This window comes from Glaciimonas sp. Gout2 (assembly GCF_035018905.1).
GTDB lineage: Bacteria > Pseudomonadota > Gammaproteobacteria > Burkholderiales > Burkholderiaceae_D > Glaciimonas.
In genome coordinates, this window is sequence record NZ_JASJXA010000023.1 from 38,757 (window position 1) to 57,710 (window position 18,954).

Annotated in this window: 14 protein-coding genes and 1 riboswitch; of the genes, 12 read left to right on the forward strand and 2 right to left on the reverse strand. The window is 49.8% G+C overall.

Translation table 11 applies throughout. The annotated features are described in order from the left end of the window. The first annotated feature begins 377 nt into the window (after window positions 1-377). From metK to metF, 5 genes are all read left to right on the forward strand, one after another. Window positions 378-1,535 carry a methionine adenosyltransferase gene (gene metK, locus QN379_RS15460; RefSeq protein ID WP_322235153.1) on the forward strand — a complete coding sequence of 386 codons (1,158 nt, stop codon included), beginning with the start codon at window positions 378-380 and terminating at the stop codon, window positions 1,533-1,535. Window positions 1,536-1,872: 337 nt separating this feature from the next. Continuing rightward, entirely contained in the window at window positions 1,873-2,949 is a 1,077-nt protein-coding gene (locus QN379_RS15465; protein WP_322235155.1) for an AI-2E family transporter, read from the forward strand. A gap of 209 nt (window positions 2,950-3,158) precedes the next feature. Further along, window positions 3,159-3,234: riboswitch (S-adenosyl-L-homocysteine riboswitch) on the forward strand. Window positions 3,235-3,260: 26 nt separating this feature from the next. Further along, window positions 3,261-4,694 (forward strand): adenosylhomocysteinase, encoded by a 1,434-nt coding sequence (ahcY, locus tag QN379_RS15470; protein WP_416186799.1) that lies wholly within the window; start codon window positions 3,261-3,263, stop codon window positions 4,692-4,694. 303 nt (window positions 4,695-4,997) lie between these two features. Beyond that, a complete protein-coding gene (locus tag QN379_RS15475; RefSeq protein ID WP_322235158.1) occupies window positions 4,998-5,342 on the forward strand; it encodes a phage holin family protein in 345 nt (114 codons plus the stop codon). Then, a complete protein-coding gene (metF, locus tag QN379_RS15480) occupies window positions 5,343-6,182 on the forward strand; it encodes a methylenetetrahydrofolate reductase [NAD(P)H] (RefSeq protein WP_322235160.1) in 840 nt (279 codons plus the stop codon). A gap of 137 nt (window positions 6,183-6,319) precedes the next feature. On the opposite strand, the gene QN379_RS15485 is transcribed toward metF, so the two are convergent. Then, window positions 6,320-6,952, reverse strand: coding sequence for a 5-formyltetrahydrofolate cyclo-ligase (locus tag QN379_RS15485; protein WP_322235163.1), 633 nt, complete (start codon window positions 6,950-6,952; stop codon window positions 6,320-6,322). A 30-nt stretch (window positions 6,953-6,982) separates the two neighbouring features. Between QN379_RS15485 and QN379_RS15490 the strand changes: the two genes are divergently transcribed. The 4 genes from QN379_RS15490 to QN379_RS15505 all read left to right on the forward strand — a co-directional run bounded on the left by QN379_RS15490 (window position 6,983) and on the right by QN379_RS15505 (window position 11,755). Next, entirely contained in the window at window positions 6,983-8,971 is a 1,989-nt protein-coding gene (locus QN379_RS15490) for a lytic transglycosylase domain-containing protein (protein WP_323507015.1), read from the forward strand. 63 nt (window positions 8,972-9,034) lie between these two features. Beyond that, window positions 9,035-9,736 carry a glutathione S-transferase family protein gene (locus tag QN379_RS15495; RefSeq protein ID WP_323507016.1) on the forward strand — a complete coding sequence of 234 codons (702 nt, stop codon included), beginning with the start codon at window positions 9,035-9,037 and terminating at the stop codon, window positions 9,734-9,736. Between the two features lie 91 nt (window positions 9,737-9,827). Continuing rightward, window positions 9,828-11,096: a multifunctional CCA addition/repair protein gene (locus tag QN379_RS15500; RefSeq protein ID WP_322235172.1), complete on the forward strand. Its 1,269-nt coding sequence runs from the start codon at window positions 9,828-9,830 to the stop codon at window positions 11,094-11,096. Continuing rightward, on the forward strand, window positions 11,093-11,755 hold the full coding sequence (locus tag QN379_RS15505) for a GNAT family N-acetyltransferase (RefSeq protein WP_323507017.1): 663 nt from the start codon (window positions 11,093-11,095) through the stop codon (window positions 11,753-11,755). Before QN379_RS15500 ends, QN379_RS15505 begins: the two co-directional genes overlap by 4 nt. Window positions 11,756-11,812: 57 nt before the next feature. Here the strand turns inward: QN379_RS15505 and QN379_RS15510 are convergent, their stop codons facing one another. Beyond that, window positions 11,813-12,325: an Lrp/AsnC family transcriptional regulator gene (locus QN379_RS15510; RefSeq protein WP_323507018.1), complete on the reverse strand. Its 513-nt coding sequence runs from the start codon at window positions 12,323-12,325 to the stop codon at window positions 11,813-11,815. Between the two features lie 238 nt (window positions 12,326-12,563). On the opposite strand from QN379_RS15510, the gene hppD reads away from it, so the two are divergent. The 3 genes from hppD (at window position 12,564) to QN379_RS15525 (ending at window position 18,884) form a co-directional block, all read left to right on the forward strand. Continuing rightward, complete coding sequence (gene hppD, locus QN379_RS15515; protein ID WP_322235181.1) at window positions 12,564-13,679, forward strand: 4-hydroxyphenylpyruvate dioxygenase; 1,116 nt, start codon at window positions 12,564-12,566, stop codon at window positions 13,677-13,679. Between the two features lie 44 nt (window positions 13,680-13,723). Next, window positions 13,724-14,707, forward strand: a complete 984-nt coding sequence (gene phhA, locus QN379_RS15520; protein WP_323507019.1) for a phenylalanine 4-monooxygenase — start codon at window positions 13,724-13,726, stop codon at window positions 14,705-14,707. A gap of 493 nt (window positions 14,708-15,200) precedes the next feature. Then, on the forward strand, window positions 15,201-18,884 hold the full coding sequence (locus tag QN379_RS15525) for an indolepyruvate ferredoxin oxidoreductase family protein (protein WP_323507020.1): 3,684 nt from the start codon (window positions 15,201-15,203) through the stop codon (window positions 18,882-18,884). Window positions 18,885-18,954 lie beyond the last annotated feature (70 nt).

Below are 18,954 nucleotides of genomic sequence, written 5' to 3' on the forward strand. Positions count from 1 at the left end.
GGATAAACAAATACATTGATGTACTTATATTAGTGTTTAATAATTAGCTAATGCAACTAGCTTATTCGTCGGCTTGTTAGCTAACTTAAAAAGCATTAACTTAAGCATTAACTTAAGCAGCAACTTAAGCAGCAAATCGATAAATCGCTTATTCTATTAGCGTTACATTCAATGTGTAGCAAGAGTTGCAAGAAATTGGACCAGCCAAATCAGTCATTAATTTGGATCATGCCAGTTTCGCCGGATTTACAGGATTTCACCCGCCGAGTTAATAGACAACTTGCGAAGCGGTATACAAATTTCGCTAAAGCGTCGCAGGCTCTACAGTAGGACTGCGGCACGGTCACCACTGTATTTCTTTCTGGCAGGAGCCTGTTATGACACATGAATACCTCTTCACCTCTGAATCCGTTTCTGAGGGACATCCCGACAAAGTCGCGGATCAAATTTCCGATGCTATTCTGGACGCCATTTTGGCGCAAGATCCAAATGGACGCGTTGCTGCCGAAACATTGGTTAATACCGGTCTGGTTGTTCTGGCCGGTGAAGTCACAACGTTTGCTAACGTCGATTACATCAACGTGGCACGTGAGACCATCAAGCGCATCGGTTACGATAATGCTGACTTCGGTATCGATTACAAAAGCTGCGCGGTGCTGGTGGCGTACGACAAGCAATCGCCGGACATCGCTCAAGGTGTTGATGAAGGCAAGGGACTGGATCTGGATCAGGGCGCGGGCGATCAGGGTTTGATGTTTGGTTACGCTTGTGACGAAACCCCGGAACTGATGCCAGCCGCTATTTATTACGCACATCGGATTGTTGAGCGCCAGTCGCAATTGCGCAGAGACGGGCGTTTGCCATGGCTGCGTCCGGACGCAAAATCACAGGTGACGCTGAAGTATGTTGACGGTGTACCCGTTGCGATTGACACGATTGTGTTGTCAACACAGCATGCGCCTGAAATGCAACACAGGGCTATTGAAGAAGCCGCCATCGAAGAAATTATCAAGCCAGTCGTGCCGAAAGAATGGCTACAAAACACGCGTTATCTAATCAATCCTACGGGGCGGTTCGTCATCGGTGGACCGCAAGGGGATTGTGGATTGACTGGTCGTAAAATTATTGTGGATACTTACGGTGGTGCCGCACCGCACGGCGGCGGCGCTTTTTCGGGCAAGGATCCATCAAAGGTCGATCGTTCTGCCGCCTACGCTGGCCGTTATGTCGCCAAAAATATCGTTGCAGCCGGTTTGGCGACGCGTTGCCAAATTCAGGTGTCATATGCGATTGGTATTGCTAAACCGACCTCCGTGATGGTAACGACGTTCGGAACTGGCAAGATCAGCGATGAAAAACTGGCCCAGCTGGTATTGGAGCATTTTGACCTGCGTCCAAAAGGTATCGTGCAAATGCTTGATCTGTTACGTCCAATCTATGAAAAAACTGCTGCATACGGACACTTTGGTCGTGAAGAGCCAGAATTTACCTGGGAACGCACTGACAAAGCAGCGGCGCTCAAAGCAGCAATTTGATTGTGTTTCGATAGTAGCAGCGTGACGATTTTGTAACGCCATCATTTACCGCCTATGCTAATCACTCGCGTTAGCTAGCGCGGAATCGACGGGAAGTAGGCTTCGGCTAAAACGGAAACGTTTCGGCTGGATGTCCTGCTTTCGCGTTGTCTTGTTTTTGATTTATACCGTCCAATTGCCTCAGAACAGGCGCAAAATACTGATTAATTGATGCTTTGCGGATACCTAACTACTTGATACACTGAGTTGTTTCTTCTGCAAGATTCATTCAGCAGCATCGGTCGCTTTGCCGTGCATATTTCATTTTGTAGTTTGTGCTTATCGGGTTTTACCTATCATGGCCGCAATCAAATCTTCCGCCAAACAGACGACTGCCGTTCAAATGCAGCCGCCCAGACGCCGTCCAGTGACAAGCGGGGTGTCTTCTTTTCGCATTGCTGCTTGGCTGATCGCGATTGTGGTCTTAGTTTTGGTCTTGACGCTGCATATGCTGACCGCGTTATTGGCAGGATTGCTGGTGTATCAATTGGTGCGTTCATTGACGCCACTGATCGAGCGACGCCTCACCAGTGAGCGCTCACATCTTATAGCAGTTGTGTTGCTTTCTACGGTTATTATTGGCGTTCTCACCGGCATTATTCTGGGTTTGGTAGCGTTCTTCCACGGTGGACCTGATCGCATGTTGGTCATTCAATCCAAGTTGATGGATGTCATCGATCAGGCGCGTACGCAGATGCCGACGGTACTGCAACGATTTTTGCCGGATGATATCGTTGGTACTCGGCAAATGGTCACCGAATTTATAGAATCCCATAGCGGCGAACTTAAGCTGGCGGGAAAAGAAGCGGTACAAGTCTTTATTCATGTGTTGGTTGGTATGGTATTGGGAGCGATGGTCGCAATGACTGCAGAACATCCATTGCCGGTACTACAGCCCTTGGCTTCTGAGTTGTTAGAACGCGCAAGATTGCTGGCCGACGCTTTTCGTCGCATCGTATTTGCGCAGATTAAGATCTCGTTGCTCAATACCACCCTGACGGCAATTTTTTTGCTGGTGATATTACGCTTGGCGGGCGTCCATTTGCCATTGACCAAAACAATGATTGTAGTCACTTTTTTGGCTGGATTACTTCCTGTAATCGGCAACTTAATTTCGAATTCCGTGATCGTTGTTGTGGCATTGTCAGTTTCTTTATACGTTGCATTGGCCGCACTGGTATTTCTGATTGTGGTTCATAAGCTGGAATATTTTTTAAACGCCCGGATTGTCGGTTCGCAAATTAATGCACGTAGCTGGGAATTGTTGCTAATGATGGTTCTGGCTGAAGCAGCGTTCGGCTTGCCCGGATTGGTGGCAGCACCGGTTTATTACGCTTATATTAAAAGCGAACTTTACGAAATGGGCTGGGTTTGAGGGTGGCTAGACAATGATTGTTTTCTTTTTAAGTACCGAATAAATATCGAATAAACAGTCAGCGAGAACTGAATAAGTATCGAATAAGCACTGAAAATTGTTACAGACACCTTTCCAAAAAGTGTCAATAAACTTTATTTTTGCGCATTTGGCATGATCCAATCGCAAAGCCATGAAAGCAATGGCAATTTGATTTAGAATACTGACTTCGTGCCAAGGAGCGTTGCGACAGACACAGTCTGCCAGGCTTGGTATCGTCTCTACAAGCAACCGCGCTCACGTTACTTTTTTTCTAACGAAAGGAGGGCGTGATGAACGCCGTTGTAATGAAATCCATCCCTACTACTCTTGTTTCTTCCGATTATGTGGTTGCCGATATCAGCTTGGCTGGTTGGGGCGATAAAGAAATCCGCATAGCCGAGACCGAAATGCCAGGTCTGATCGCCATTCGTCAAGAATTTGCGGCGGCGCAACCGCTGAAAGGCGCACGCATCACCGGTTCGATTCACATGACGATTCAAACCGCAGTGTTGATTCAAACGCTGGAAGCGCTTGGCGCCAAAGTGCGTTGGGCATCATGCAATATCTACTCAACCCAAGATCACGCGGCCGCGGCAATTGCTGCCGCTGGAACGCCGGTATTCGCTTTTAAAGGCGAATCGCTGGATGAGTATTGGGAATTCACGCATCGCATTTTTGAATGGCCGGGCGAAGAGCAAGCCAACATGATTCTCGACGATGGTGGCGACGCTACTTTGTTGTTGCATCTCGGCACGCGTGCAGAAAAAGACGCGTCAGTGTTGAGCGATCCTACTTCGGAAGAAGAAATTTGCCTTTACAACGCCATCAAGAAAAAGCTGGCAACGTCACCGCAATGGTATTCGACCCGTTTGGCACAAATTAAAGGTGTCACCGAAGAAACCACAACCGGTGTGCATCGTTTGTATCAAATGCACAAGGAAGGCAAATTAGCTTTCCCTGCAATCAACGTTAACGATTCAGTCACCAAGTCAAAGTTTGATAACTTGTATGGCTGCCGTGAGTCATTGGTTGACGGTATCAAGCGTGCAACAGACGTCATGATTGCCGGTAAAGTTGCCGTCATCGCCGGTTATGGCGATGTGGGTAAAGGTTCTGCGCAAGCAATGCGGGCGCTATCGGCCCAAGTGTGGGTGACAGAAATCGATCCAATCTGCGCGCTGCAAGCAGCGATGGAAGGTTATCGCGTTGTGACCATGGATTATGCGGCGGAGCACGGTGATATTTTTGTTACCTGTACTGGCAATTATCACGTCATCACCCACGACCATATGGCGAAGATGAAAGATCAGGCGATTGTCTGCAATATTGGCCATTTCGATAACGAAATCGAAGTCGCTGCATTGAAGAAATATACTTGGGAAAACATCAAGCCACAAGTCGATCACGTTATTTTTCCCGACGGCAAACGCATCATCTTGCTGGCTGAAGGTCGTTTGGTCAATTTGGGTTGCGGTACTGGCCATCCATCGTATGTAATGAGCTCGTCGTTTGCGAATCAAACCATCGCGCAAATCGAATTATTCGCCAATACGAAGGCTTATCCAATCGGTGTTTATACGTTGCCGAAGCATTTGGATGAAAAGGTCGCACGCTTGCAATTGCAAAAACTGAATGCACAACTTAGTGTGCTCACGGAAGAGCAAGCGGCCTACATCGGCGTGAAACAAACCGGCCCTTATAAGCCGGAACAATATCGTTATTAATATTGACGAAACAGGGCCAAATCAGCGGCCTGTGTGAACAATTCTGCGCTACGCGTTAAATCGCTATTTGTCTTATTTGTCCTGATTATTTAAGTGGTGACACTCGAGAAGAATGACTTTTTAAAGCTGGCTTTGATATCAGATAAGGAATAGCGAAGAGATGCTTCAAGCTATTCCGATTTTCACACCAGACGGCTTCAAATCGTGTCGTTTGGGGGGTGGAACTGGCAATCAGCCGGGGTAATTGGCCTGATTGGTTGTGCGAATATAGGCATCATACAAGTTACAAAATAGGAGAAATGAATGCGTTTGTTGGTGACGTGGTTAATTAACGCGCTGGCGCTGCTGGCGGTGCCATATTTGATGCATTCAGTGTCGGTCGATAGTTTTGGTGCTGCGCTGGTTGCTGCATTGATTCTGGGTTTCGTGAACACGTTGATTCGTCCAATTTTATTGGTATTGACTTTGCCAGCGACGGTATTGACGTTGGGTTTGTTCATTTTTATCATCAACGGCTTGATGTTTTGGGTGGTTGCGCAATTGGTTGGTGGCTTTCATGTTGCCAGTTTCTGGGCGGCAGTTGGCGGCGCCATTTTGTACAGCATCGTCTCGTGGGCCTTGTCTACTTTGTTACTGAAAAAAAATTAAATGTCTTCTCATAATTTCAGCATTGAATTTTTCCCACCAAAGACGCCAGAAGGCGCAGAGAAACTACGCGTAACGCGGGCAAAACTGGCTGAACTGCATCCGAAATATTTTTCGGTCACGTTCGGCGCTGGTGGTTCAACGCAAAAAGGAACGCTTGACACCGTACTGGAGATTCGTGGCGAGGGACATGATGCCGCTCCGCATATTTCTTGTCTGGGCAGTTCTCGCGAATCCTTGCGTGCCATCCTGACGCAGTACAAAGAGAACGGTATTAAGCGCTTAGTCGCCTTGCGTGGAGATGCCCCGAGCGGTTACGGCGGCGTGGATTTTTCATCAAGCGAATTTCGTTATGCGAATGAGTTAGTCGAGTTTATTCGTATCGAAACAGGCGATTGGTTTCATATCGAAGTGGCGGCTTACCCCGAAATGCATCCGCAGGCAAAATCGCCGCAAGACGATGTGCAACGATTTGCCGCCAAGGTAAAAGCTGGCGCGAACGGTGCCATTACGCAGTACTTTTACAACTCTGATGCCTATTTTCGGTTTGTAGAGGAAGCGCAAAAATTAGGCGCGACTGTGCCCGTTATTGCCGGAATCATGCCCATTACTAACTATTCGCAGTTAATGCGTTTTTCGGATATGTGCGGTACCGAGATTCCGCGTTGGATTCGCCTAAAGCTTGCCGCTTACGGTGATGATACCGAGTCGATACGCGCATTTGGTCTTGATGTGGTGACGCAGTTATGTGAGCGCTTGCTTGCTGGCGGTGCACCGGGTTTGCATTTTTACACACTTAACAATGCTGCGGCTACGACTGCAATCTGGCAGCGCCTGAAGTAAATTTTTCGGAACCTGCTGTGCTCCGCACCAGCGTGCGATTGGGCTTCTTGGTAGAACCTTGAGGGTACGGTTCCGAAAAAAGTCTAATGCGTTATTTGACGTATTATTTAACGCATTCTCTGACACATTAATCATTCTTAAAAGCAAGCGCTCTCCGTAAAAATCCGGTCCAAAGCGATATCGTGATGCGCGCCATCAAAGCCCACCAATCCAGCTGAATAGCCAATGCCAAGTGCGATTGGTCGTGGTTCTATTGCGAGGGTGCGATCATAAAATCCACCGCCATAACCGAGGCGTAGCCGTTGCGCGTTAAAGCCGACGCACGGTATCAATAGCGCCCTTGGAATGACTACTTCTCCGTTCGCCGGGATTGCCACACCAAAGCTGTCTTTGATCATGGCTTCACCTGGTTGCCATCGGATGAACTGAAGCGGCGCATTTTTGCCAACGACGACTGGCAACGCCAACTGCACACCGCGTGCGATCAATGTCTTATAGGCTGGTCGCAAATCCGGTTCGTCGCGTATCGGCCAATAGACGCCTAGTACGCCCGATACCGGAAATCTGCCCGATGTGACTTCAGAATTGCCGTCTGATAAGGCCGTTGCCCAGTCGATAACCCGTTCGCCAATGGCAGTATCGAACGTTAGGCGCTGATCTGCTGAAATGGCTTTACGCGCAGCCAGCAGCGCGATGCGTAAAAGTCCCTTTTCGGCAACGTTTTCATGGCCCGAATCAGACGCATCACATGCTATGCTTGGGTTGGTCATTGGTACTCGCAGATTGAGGGTTGTTAAGGTATGTATAGAGCAAAATTCGCAACAAAATGGGTAGTTAGTGTAATGTTTTCGGCTGCGGCATCGGTGGCGATAGTGCCAGCGGCCACGGCACAAACGAACTCCACAACCACTCTTGGCAATGTCAGTAACGTTGGCGATCAGGATGCAACGTTTCTCGCCCTCCGCGATGCTTCGCGCGCCAACAAGACTGATAAAGTGGATGCATTGGCGTCTGTGTTAAGCAATTATGACATCCCTTCGTATGTTGACTATTATCGTCTGAAACCGCGCATCAAGGATTTGGTCGCGCCGGAACCAGAGATACGTGAATATTTGGCGCGTTATGACGGTACGGCGATTGCGGATCGCTTACGTAATGATTGGCTTCTTGAACTCGGCAAGGCCGGTATCTGGAATACGTTTGATCAACAATATCCGTTGTTTGCACTGGACGACGATACTCAGCTTAAATGCTACGCGCTGACATCTAAAGCGTTAAAAGGCGTGAATGTTGCCGATGAGGCGCGTGCGTTGTTGATTACGCCGAAGGATTTAGGGCAAGGTTGCACTGATTTAATCGGCACGCTGGCGCAAAATGCTCAATTTACGCAAACCGATTTATGGTTTCAGGTGCGGCAGGCGGTTGAGTCCGGTTTTGGTGGCGTGGCTCGTCGGATGGCTCCCTTTATGGACGCTACTGACGCGCAAATAGCGCAGGCGATTGATCGATCAGCGTCTGTTGTCGCCCGCGGACCGGGTGCTGACCGCGTGGGGCATGAGCTTTTTATCATTGCGTTAGGCCGCGTAGCTAAAAATGATCCATCTCAAGCCGCTGCTGCATTGACTGCTTCTGCCGATCAGTTGAAGGCATCGGAACGCTCACTTGGTTGGTCGCAGATCGCGTTGCCAGCGGCATTAAAGCTTGATCCGCGAGCCGTGGATTATTGGCGAGCTGCACAGGGCGCACCGCTCTCTCAGGATGGGTATCAATGGAGCGTGCGTTCGGCGCTGCGCGCGGGTGACTGGAAATTGGTCAAAAGCAGTATTGAAGCAATGCCTTTGCCCTTGCGCGACGATCCGGCCTGGGTTTATTGGTTAGGCCGCTCGTTGATGGCCGATGGACGCAACGAACAAGCGCAAAAACTATTTCAGTCGATTGCAGATCAAACCAATTTCTACGGACAATTGGCGCTGGAAGAGATGGGAAAAAAAATAGTTGTCATCGGAACGCCTTCAGTGATCACACCGCTCGAATTGGCACCGATGCAAAAAAATGCTGGTTTTCAGCGCGCCTTCCGCTTTTTCGATATGGGACTGCGGTTTGAAGGCACGCGCGAATGGAACTGGGAGTTGCGAAAAATGACTGATCGCCAGTTATTGGCGGCGGCCGAGTTTGCGCGTCAGAGTGACGTTCTGGATCGGATGGTCAATACCTCGGATCGGACTAAAATCGAAGTCGATTTCACTCAACGCTTTCCTTCGCCGCATCGCGAAATCATGACCACGAATACAAGCGCGCTGGGATTGGATATGGCGTGGGTGTATGGCGTGATTCGCCAAGAGTCGCGTTTTGTTAAAACGGCGCGTTCACATGTTGGTGCATCGGGTCTGATGCAGTTGATGCCGGCAACCGCACGATATGTGGCTAAAAAAGTAGGCGTGACAGGTTTTACGGCGGATCAGGTGAACGATGTCGATACGAACATCATGCTGGGTACCAATTATTTAAGCATGGTCCTCAATGATCTGGACGGCTCGTTACCCATGGCGACCGCTGCCTATAACGCCGGTCCGGGACGACCGCGGTCATGGCGTGCAACGTTGCCCGGTAGCGTCGAAGGCGCTATCTTCGCTGAGTCGATTCCATTTAATGAGACGCGCGGTTATGTGAAAAATGTGCTTTCCAATGCCACTTACTATGCGGCGTTATTTGATGGTCGTCCGCAATCGCTGAAGGCGCGTTTGGGAAGTGTGGCACCGAAAGGTATCACAGTATCGGCGTTGCCATAAGCTTAAGGAACGGTGGTGGCGATATGGACATTTTTATTTGTAAACAACGCTGAAAGATAAGCTATGCAAACTACACAACGCGACGCTACTTTGTCTGAAGTATTGAAAAATGCCGGTAAGCCGGGTATGACGCTGGTGATCGGTAATAAAAATTATTCGTCTTGGTCGATGCGTCCTTGGGTCGTTCTGAAGGCGTTTGGTGTTCCCTTTAATGAAGTCCGGATTTTATTGGATCAACCGACCACGGCGAACGATATTTCGCGCTATTCTGCGGCAGGGAAAGTGCCCGTGCTAATAGTCGGCGATTTGCATATTTGGGATTCACTGGCGATCTGCGAATATCTGGCGGAGCAGTTTCCAGAAGCCGGTATGTGGCCAAAAGATAGCGCCGCAAGGGCAGTTGCGAGGTCGGTTTGTGCTGAGATGCATTCTGGTTTTGCTGGTCTTCGTTCTGCGATGTCGATGGATATTCGCGCCCGTCACCCGGGTCAGGGTCGCACGCCGCAATCGCAAGGAGACATTGGACGGATTAGCGAGATATGGGAAGACTGTTTGTCGGAGTTCGGTCACCATCGTTTCTTGTTCGGCGATTTTTCAATTGCGGATGCTTTTTTCGCGCCAGTGGTCATGCGGTTTCGCATCTTTGGTGTTTCGTTGGCGCCAGCGTTGCAAGCCTATGTTGAGCGCGTACAAGCGCATCCTGCTGTTGCTCAATGGGTGCGTGAAGCAATCGAAGAGCCGGAAGTCTTGCCGGACCACGGTTGATGATGGCGGTTCCATCCTTGATGTACATGTTATCTGAAGCTTTTTTTGAGTTTGTTCGGCATTCAGTTTATGCAGTTGCACTATATCGACGATGAAAATATTTGTAGTGGGTGGCGCGGTGCGCGATGAGTTACTTGGTCTTGCGATTAAAGACCGCGATTTCGTAGTGGTTGGTGCCACGCCGGAAGAGATGTTGGCGCGCCGTTTTCGCCCGGTAGGAAAAGATTTTCCGGTCTTTTTGCATCCCGATACGCAGGAAGAATATGCGCTGGCGCGGACCGAGCGTAAGACTGCACCCGGTTATAAGGGGTTTGTATTTCACGCCGACCCTGACGTCACGCTTGAGCAAGATTTAATCCGCCGCGATCTGACGATCAACGCGATCGCCCGTGGTGACGATGGCGCGATAGTTGATCCTTTTGGTGGACAAGCAGATTTGCAGGCGCGGATATTTCGCCACGTGTCGGATGCATTTGCAGAAGATCCGGTGCGCATCCTGCGCGTCGCCAGATTTGCTGCACGATTTACCGAATTTTCAGTCGCCCCCGAAACTAACGCGCTGATGCAGCAAATGGTGGGCGCGGGGGAAGTGGATGCTTTGGTACCGGAACGGGTGTGGCAAGAGTTATCACGCGGGTTGATGGACGCGTGTCCGTCACGCATGTTCGAGGTGTTGCGCGGGTGCGGCGCATTGGCAAGAATCTTACCTGAACTCAATGTTCTTTGGGGTGTTCCGCAGCCGGAAAAATATCATCCTGAAATTGATACCGGCAAGCACGTCATGATGGTGATTGATATGGCTGCCAAAGAAAACATGCCATTGCCAGTGCGCTTTGCGGCTTTGATGCATGATCTTGGTAAGGGTGTGACGCCAGTCTCTGAATGGCCAAGCCATCATGGGCATGAAGGTCTCGGTGTGAAGTTGGTTGAGCAGGTTTGTAAGCGCTTGAAGGTGCAGAGCGAAGTACGCGATCTGGCAGTTATGACCACGCGCGAACACGGCAACATTGGCCGTGCTTTCGCGTTACGGGCGAAGACCATTGTTACTTTATTCGGGCGTTGTGATGCGTTTCGTAAGCCACAGCGATTTCTTGCTATGCTCGATGCAACAGAATGCGACTATCGCGGCAGAACCGGTTATGGAGACCTACCATTTCCACAAAAGCCGTTCCTGCAAGCGGTATTGCGTGCGGCGCAATCGGTGAATGCCGGTGAAATTGCTGGTGGCTTCGCGCATGCGCCGCAACGTATACCGGACGCGCTACACGCTGCGCGGACTGCTGCGGTAGAAGCGACAATATTGTTGGCGAGACCAACCTTGCCGAAACCGCCACACACCACGGATCCAGAAACCTCATGAGTGCTGCGGATAATCCAGTAATCGTCAAAATGCCAAGACCCACCATCTATGTGAAGGAGTTGTCGCGGCATGCGCGCAAGCGATTGTTGCGTCACTTTTTAGCGTTGGATAGCGGCGATCGGCTATTGCGGTTTGGCTCAGTATTGCCGGATACATTGGTGACGCGTTATGTCGAGGGTTTAGATTTTGATCGCGATACTATTTTTGGCGTGTACGACCGCAAATTACGATTGCTCGGCGCGGGTCATCTGGCATTTGCTCCACGAGAAGCGTTGCCATCCATGCGCGCCGCCACCACCAAAGAGCGGGTCGCCGAGTTTGGTGTCTCGGTATCGACGATTGCACGCGGCATGGGCGTTGGTACGCGCTTGTTTGAGCGTGCTGCGATTCATTGCCGGAATGCCGATATCGATACGTTATATGTGCATTGCCTGTCGTCCAACAAGGTCATGATGCATATTGCAAAAAAAGCCGGGATGACGATTCATCGCGATTATGGCGAGGCTGACGCTTATCTCAAGTTATTACCGGCCAGTCCAGCGACGGTTATTCAAGAGGCCATGCAAGAGCAGGTGGCGACGCTTGATTACACCTTAAAAGCGAACGTGCGCGCTGCGTTGAAGTGGCTGGGCAATTTGCCGGGTTTCAAGCGTAAATAGTGTAAGCCCGGTAAGCCTGGCAAGACCGAGTTCAATTGTCGTAAATGAAAAATAATATTAAAGCAGTGGTAATGCAGTCGTATCCTTTAATCGCTGTAGTGCGAAGCTCGATTTAACATCTAACACCGCCGGATGGCGCAGCAGCGTCTCCATCATGAAGCGCGAAAAATGCGTCATGTCTTCAACGTGCACCCGCAACAAATAATCCATTTCACCAGTCATCGCGTAACAGGCTACGACTTCTGGCCAATGCGTTACCGACGCCGAAAAATCATCCCGTGGGGAATGCGTAATGGGCGTATTGGGGCGACTGCCGCTGGGTTGCGAAGCGCCATGTTTTTCCAGTCGGACATTAACGTAAGCTAGTAAACCTAATCCAATTTTTTCCGGTGCGAGTAATGCGACATATTGGCGAATGACGCCCGCCTCTTCCAGACGTTTGATACGTCTCAAGCAAGGGGAGGGCGACAGGTTTACGCGTTCAGCGACCTCTTGATTGGTGAGGCGTCCATCCTCCTGCAAAATTGCCAGAATTTTACGATCAGTTTTATCAAAGTTTATCGCAGCCATAAAATACCTTGAATTGAATAATTTGAGCAATATTAGTGCTGTAATTAAAGATTTTACAGCTTATTTGCAATTATCTGCTAGCCCCGTCCACTTATACTTGGATGTAGGAGTAGCGATAGACGCGACGTGGATAGCATTTTTGTTTGTAAAATCAAAATACCGTTTATGCGGGCTGTTCGAGGCATTCAAGTCAGGTTCACGTCACTTATCAGATCAATAACGCATTGAGGAGACAGGCATGGAATTTCAACCTTGGGATAATCCTATGGGGACCGATGGCTTTGAATTTATCGAATATGCAGCACCAGATCCCGCAGCGATGGCGGCGTTGTTTGAAAAAATGGGCTTCACAGCGATTGCCCGCCACCGCCATAAAGCCGTCACCTTGTATCGTCAAGGTGACATTAATTTTATAATCAATGCCGAGCAGGATTCTTTCGCACAGCGTTTTGCACGTCAGCATGGACCGTCGGTTTGCGCGATTGCGTTACGCGTCAAGGATGCCGCCTTTGCTTATAAGCGCGCGCTGGAACTGGGCGCATGGGGTTTTGACAATCGCACCGGCCCGATGGAGTTAAATATCCCTGCAATCAAAGGCGTGGGCGATTCCTTGATTTATTTCGTGGACCGTTGGCACGGCAAGAACACCACAGGCGGAATTGGCGATATCAGTATTTACGACGTCGATTTCATTGCCATCCCTGGCGCGGAAACAAAGCAGACCGGATGTGGTTTGACATACATCGATCATTTGACGCATAACGTGCATCGCGGTCGTATGAAAGAATGGGCGGATTTTTACGAGAATTTGTTCAACTTTCGCGAAGTGCGATATTTCGATATTGAAGGTAAGTTAACCGGATTGAAGTCCAAAGCGATGACCTCGCCTTGCGGAAAAATTCGCATTCCGATTAACGAATCGTCCGACGATAAATCACAAATAGCAGAATATCTTGACCTGTATCATGGTGAAGGGATTCAACACATTGCGCTGGGAACGGATGATATTTATACCAGTATTACCGACATGAAAGTTCGCGATGTCGCGTTTCAGGACACGATAGAAACCTATTACGATATTGTGGACCGGCGCTTGCCTGCGCACGGTGAACGACTGGATGATTTGAAACGTTTGCGCATTCTGATTGATGGCACCAGTAATGCCACTGAGCGAGAGTTGCTGTTGCAGATATTTACGCAAAATGTGATCGGGCCGATTTTTTTTGAGATTATTCAGCGTAAGGGGGATCAAGGTTTTGGTGAGGGAAATTTCCGGGCGCTGTTTGAGTCCATTGAGCTGGATCAAATCAAGCGAGGCGTGCTTAAGGACGTGACTGTAACCCCGCCGCATTGAGTTAATAATGGATACCGATATCCAATGATTTTTAGGAACTGATGATGAACACACGTGCAAACAATGATGTCCTGAGCGTGGCCAGTGCGGATGATGACGCACTAATTAATGCGGTCAGCAATAAAGCAAACGTGACGGCAGACGCGAAGCCAGATCATGGCGTAAATACAGCAGATTTTTTTGCAACAGTTGCTGAAAAGTCAGACGGAGTGGGCCTTCGCGGCGACTACCGAAAAATCGATGCCAACTACGTGGTTCAGCAGGATTGGGACGCCTATACACCGGAACAACATGCGCTCTGGCGACGCCTGTACCAGCGTCAGGCCAAGCTCATCCCGGGACGTGCGTGTGACGTCTTTATCGAGAGTCTGGAACGTTTGAATATTGGCGATGGCATTCCGCGTTTTGAGGACACGTCAGCACTGTTATTGAAGGCAACCGGCTGGTGTTTGGTAGCCGTGCCGGGACTGATCCCTGATCACACTTTTTTTGATCATTTGGCAAACCGCCGCTTTCCCGTGACCGTGTGGCTGCGCGAGCCAGAAGAGTTTGACTATATTGTTGAGCCGGATGTTTTTCATGATTTTTTTGGCCATGTGCCGTTGCTGTTTAATCCTATTTTTGCCGACCATTTGCAAGAGTATGGCAAAGGCGGTTTGAAAGCTTTAAAAGTCGATGGTCTGGCAATGTTGGCACGGTTGTACTGGTACACGATTGAATTTGGTTTGATCGAGAGCCCGTCAGGTTTGCGTGTGTATGGCGCGGGTATTTTGTCGTCTGGTGGAGAGATTGAACACAGCCTGACCAACCCTGCTGCAAGGCGGATTCCGTTCGACCTGGAACGGATTATGCGCACCTTATACAAAATCGATTCGTATCAGGAAACCTATTTCGTCATTCGTGATTTTCAGCAGTTATTTGATGAAACGGCACCAGATTTCTTGCCACTTTATCAAGGGATAGCCTCTATGGAGCCGCTGCCAGCGAATGCGTTACAAATGGGTGAAACTAATCTGCCGCATAACTAACTTAACGGCGTTATAAAGCGCTTAAAAAGGCATCGCGGATTGCAAAACCATGGACAAAAAAAACGGATTCTGCCGCGGTGGGCAGAATCCGTAACTAGTGAATAAGGGAACACTAGAGGGAGGTTTATCCGAAGCGACCGGTCCAGGGGAGGTCATCAGCCGCTCCAAACAAGACATCATTACACCCTTAACACTTGATGTTTTCCACGGGACTTACGCCTTGTTACAGTTGTTACCATATGCCAAGTTTTCTTTGGACCAGTATTATTGGCCGTAATACTCCGCAATCTCGTAGCCCCTATAGTGCATCAGGACGAAACTTGGCTTATCATGGAAATGCAGCAAAATTAATGCACATAAAGAATGATTCGCTCATAAGGCGAAGACGTTTTAATCATGCTTGTGCGTGTACATGATCTTTATCCAGATCCTTACAAAGATACATACACAGGCGTAGTGCAATCAAAAACATAATTTTTGGCACGGAGACTGAATGAACGCACCACTAACAGCAGAATTGCTGACCACTGACTCGCCTTTAGCGACTCCCCCTGAATCTGGCGATGTTTCCATCTCCCATTCTGTTCCCATATCGCTAGACGACAAATTCACGCTTGAGCGCGGACGGGCGTTTATGACCGGCACGCAAGCGATCGTGCGGTTGCCGATGTTGCAACATCAGCGCGACGTTTTGGCTGGCCTAAATACCGCCGGATACATTACCGGTTATCGCGGGTCGCCATTAGGCGGCGTCGATTTGATGGCGGCCAAGGCAAAAAAATATCTCGACGGACACAACGTTAAATTTCATCCTGGCATGAACGAAGATCTCGCTGCCACTAGTATATGGGGCACGCAGCAAGTCAATTTGTTTCCCGGTGCGCAATATGATGGCGTATTTGGGTTGTGGTACGGCAAAGGTCCGGGTGTAGATCGCTGCGGCGACGTTTTCAAACACGCCAATATGGCGGGCACCTCGAAATATGGTGGCGTACTTGTCCTGGCAGGCGATGATCATGCAGCAAAATCGTCCACGACCGCCCATCAAAGTGAACATATTCTGAAGGCATGCGGGATTCCTGTTTTATACCCATCATCGGTGCAAGAATATCTCGATTACGGTATGCATGGCTGGGCCATGAGCCGTTATACCGGGCTGTGGGTATCAATGAAATGCGTGACCGATGTGGTTGAGTCGGGTGCTTCGGTTGAGCTTGATCCTGATCGCGTGAAAATCGTATTGCCAACGGATTTTGAAATGCCTGCGGATGGCTTAAATATACGCCTTCCGGATACCGTGTTGGGTCAGGAAGCCCGCATGAACAATTTCAAATGGTACGCCGCGCTGGCGTATGCACGCGCCAACAAGCTCAATAAAATTATCTGGGATAGTCCGCGCGCCCGAATCGGTATCATTACCGCTGGTAAATCCTATCTTGATACGAGGCAGGCGCTCGCCGATCTGGGGATTGATGAGGGAATTGCACGCGATATCGGCATTCGATTGTTCAAGGTCGGTATGACCTGGCCGCTGGAAGCCGAAGGTGTGCGCGAATTTGCGCAAGGTCTTGAAGAGATTCTGGTGGTCGAAGAAAAGCGCCAAATTTTAGAGTATCAATTGAAAGAAGAGTTGTACAACTGGCGCGATGATGTGCGTCCGCGCGTGGTCGGAAAATTTGATGACACCGGCGAATGGAGCAATCATGGCGCGGGTCACGGTGATTGGTTGTTGCCTGCAACCTATGAGTTGAATCCGGCGCAAATTGCGCGTGCGATAGCCACGCGGATTTCAAAATACTTTGCCGGTCATCCAGTTGAACAGCGCGTTAAGGAGCGGGTGGCTTATCTGGAAGCGAAAGAAGCGCTGCTTAATATCAGCAGCAAGCCTGACCCTAACAAAGATCGCGTGCCGCATTTTTGTTCTGGCTGTCCGCACAATACCTCGACAAAATTACCAGAAGGTAGTCGTGGGTTGGCCGGTATCGGTTGCCATTACATGGTGTTGTGGATGGATCGCGAAACATCCACCTTCACGCACATGGGCGGCGAAGGCGTCAACTGGATTGGTCAAGCGCCGTTCACCAGCGAAAAACACGTTTTCGCCAATCTCGGCGATGGTACGTATTTCCACTCAGGGTTGTTAGCGATCCGGGCCTCGGTCGCGGCCAAAGTAAATATCACCTATAAAATTTTATATAACGATGCGGTCGCGATGACGGGCGGTCAGGCGTTTGACGGGCCGCTTGACCCAGCGATGATTTCACGCCAAATCGCCGCCGAAGGCGTATCACCGATCATTGTTGTGACCGATGAACCGGATAAATATCCGTCATCAACCAATTGGGCACCTGGCGTGACTATCCGGCATCGCAGCGAATTGGATGCGGTGCAACGTGAGTTGCGGGAAATTGTCGGTGCGTCTGCCATGATTTACGATCAAACCTGCGCGTCAGAAAAGCGCCGCCGCCGGAAACGCAACGAGTATCCAGATCCAGCCAAACGTGCAGTGATCAATGAGGCAGTCTGCGAAGGTTGCGGTGATTGTAGTGTGCAGTCCAATTGTCTGTCGGTTGAACCGCTCGAAACCGAGTTTGGTCGTAAGCGTCAGATTAATCAATCATCCTGCAATAAGGATTTTTCTTGTGTCACTGGTTTTTGTCCGAGCTTCGTTACTGTTGAAGGCGGCAATTTGAAGAAACCGGCCAAGCTTGTCGCCAAACCTTTAGCAACCGATTCTGCAAAGCAAACGGTGGAAGCGGTCGCGAGTTTGCCGACGCCAATATTGCCAACAACGACAAAGCCCTACGGCATTCTGGTCACAGGAATCGGTGGTACCGGCGTGGTCACTATCGGACAGATTCTGGCGATGGCCGCCCACGTTGAAGGTAAAGGTTGCTCGGTACTGGACATGAGTGGTCTGGCACAAAAAGGTGGACCGGTGATGTCGCATGTGCGGCTGGCCGATCATCCCGACGATTTGCATTCGACCCGTGTCGGTACCGGCGATGCTGATCTCGTTATCGGGTGCGATGCAATTGTGACCGCTAGCCGAGATGCTTTGTCGCGGATGGGCGAAGGACGCACGTTTGCAGCGATCAATGCCACGCGTACGCCCACGGCAGCATTTGTAAAAAATCCGGACTGGCAGTCACCGGATGCAGCCGCCGAGAAAGATATTCGTGCAGCTTGCGGTAATGATCGCGTTGAGTTTATCGATGCAGGTCGCATCGCGACGGTGTTGATGGGTGATGGAATTGCGACCAACATGTTTATGTTGGGTTACGCATGGCAAAAAGGCTGGGTGCCGCTGACCGAGGCGTCGTTGTTGCAGGCGATTGAATTGAACGCGCTACAAGTTGCGTTTAATAAACAAGCGTTCTTATGGGGCCGCACGGCAGCGTGTGATCCGATTGGCCTTGATCAGCGTACGCGTATCAACGATAGTCCGGCGCAAGTGATCGCGTTTAAGCGGGCCCCAACGTTGGACGATGTGATATCGCGCCGGGTGGCATTTTTGACTGCATATCAAGATGCTGCTTACGCAGAGCAATATCGGACCTTTGTTGGACGCGTTCAGCAGGCTGAGCATCAATTGCAGCTAAATGGCGGAAGTCGGGGATCATCACAGTCGTCACGCTTAAGCATGGCCGTCGCTAACTATCTGTTTAAATTGATGGCCTATAAAGATGAGTATGAGGTCGCACGGTTGTATACCGATGGTGCCTTTAGTCAAAAAATTGCTGGGATGTTTGAAGGCGATTACAAGATTAAATTCCATCTCGCGCCTCCGCTATTTGCCAAGCATGATGCCAACGGACATTTGATCAAGCAGGAATTTGGCCCTTGGATGATGCGTGCATTTGGCGTACTGGCAAAGTGTAAATTTCTGCGTGGCAGCAAGCTGGATATTTTTGGCTACACAGCAGAACGTAAAGAAGAACGCGATCTGATCACGCATTATCGTCAAACGATCGACGCGTTGCTTCCCCGATTGACATCGGAAAATCTGGCAAGCGCAGTGGCGATTGCCAGTATTCCTGAAGAAATTCGGGGTTATGGGCATGTTAAGGATCGGCATTTAGCCGCAGCAAAGGTGAAAGAGCAGCAGTTAATCAAGGAGTTTGATCACCCTTCGCCGGAAGCGCACGGTGTGGCGAAAAGTTCTATTGCTGCTTAATATGTAGATTTTCCATGCAGCAAAGCGTGTAGGAATAAGTTGAATAAAAAAATGACCGGAAATTCTGGTC

Bases quoted from the DNA above. Each gene is read 5' to 3' on its own strand.
- metF (WP_322235160.1), top strand. From the start codon at position 5,343: ATGTCTTCTCATAATTTCAGCATTGAATTTTTCCCACCAAAGACGCCA.
- QN379_RS15465 (WP_322235155.1), top strand. From the start codon at position 1,873: ATGGCCGCAATCAAATCTTCCGCCAAACAGACGACTGCCGTTCAAATG.
- QN379_RS15490 (WP_323507015.1), top strand. From the start codon at position 6,983: ATGTATAGAGCAAAATTCGCAACAAAATGGGTAGTTAGTGTAATGTTT.
- QN379_RS15485 (WP_322235163.1), bottom strand. From the start codon at position 6,952: ATGACCAACCCAAGCATAGCATGTGATGCGTCTGATTCGGGCCATGAA.
- QN379_RS15495 (WP_323507016.1), top strand. From the start codon at position 9,035: ATGCAAACTACACAACGCGACGCTACTTTGTCTGAAGTATTGAAAAAT.
- ahcY (WP_416186799.1), top strand. From the start codon at position 3,261: ATGAACGCCGTTGTAATGAAATCCATCCCTACTACTCTTGTTTCTTCC.
- QN379_RS15510 (WP_323507018.1), bottom strand. From the start codon at position 12,325: ATGGCTGCGATAAACTTTGATAAAACTGATCGTAAAATTCTGGCAATT.
- hppD (WP_322235181.1), top strand. From the start codon at position 12,564: ATGGAATTTCAACCTTGGGATAATCCTATGGGGACCGATGGCTTTGAA.
- metK (WP_322235153.1), top strand. From the start codon at position 378: ATGACACATGAATACCTCTTCACCTCTGAATCCGTTTCTGAGGGACAT.
- QN379_RS15525 (WP_323507020.1), top strand. From the start codon at position 15,201: ATGAACGCACCACTAACAGCAGAATTGCTGACCACTGACTCGCCTTTA.
- phhA (WP_323507019.1), top strand. From the start codon at position 13,724: ATGAACACACGTGCAAACAATGATGTCCTGAGCGTGGCCAGTGCGGAT.
- QN379_RS15500 (WP_322235172.1), top strand. From the start codon at position 9,828: ATGAAAATATTTGTAGTGGGTGGCGCGGTGCGCGATGAGTTACTTGGT.
- QN379_RS15505 (WP_323507017.1), top strand. From the start codon at position 11,093: ATGAGTGCTGCGGATAATCCAGTAATCGTCAAAATGCCAAGACCCACC.
- QN379_RS15475 (WP_322235158.1), top strand. From the start codon at position 4,998: ATGCGTTTGTTGGTGACGTGGTTAATTAACGCGCTGGCGCTGCTGGCG.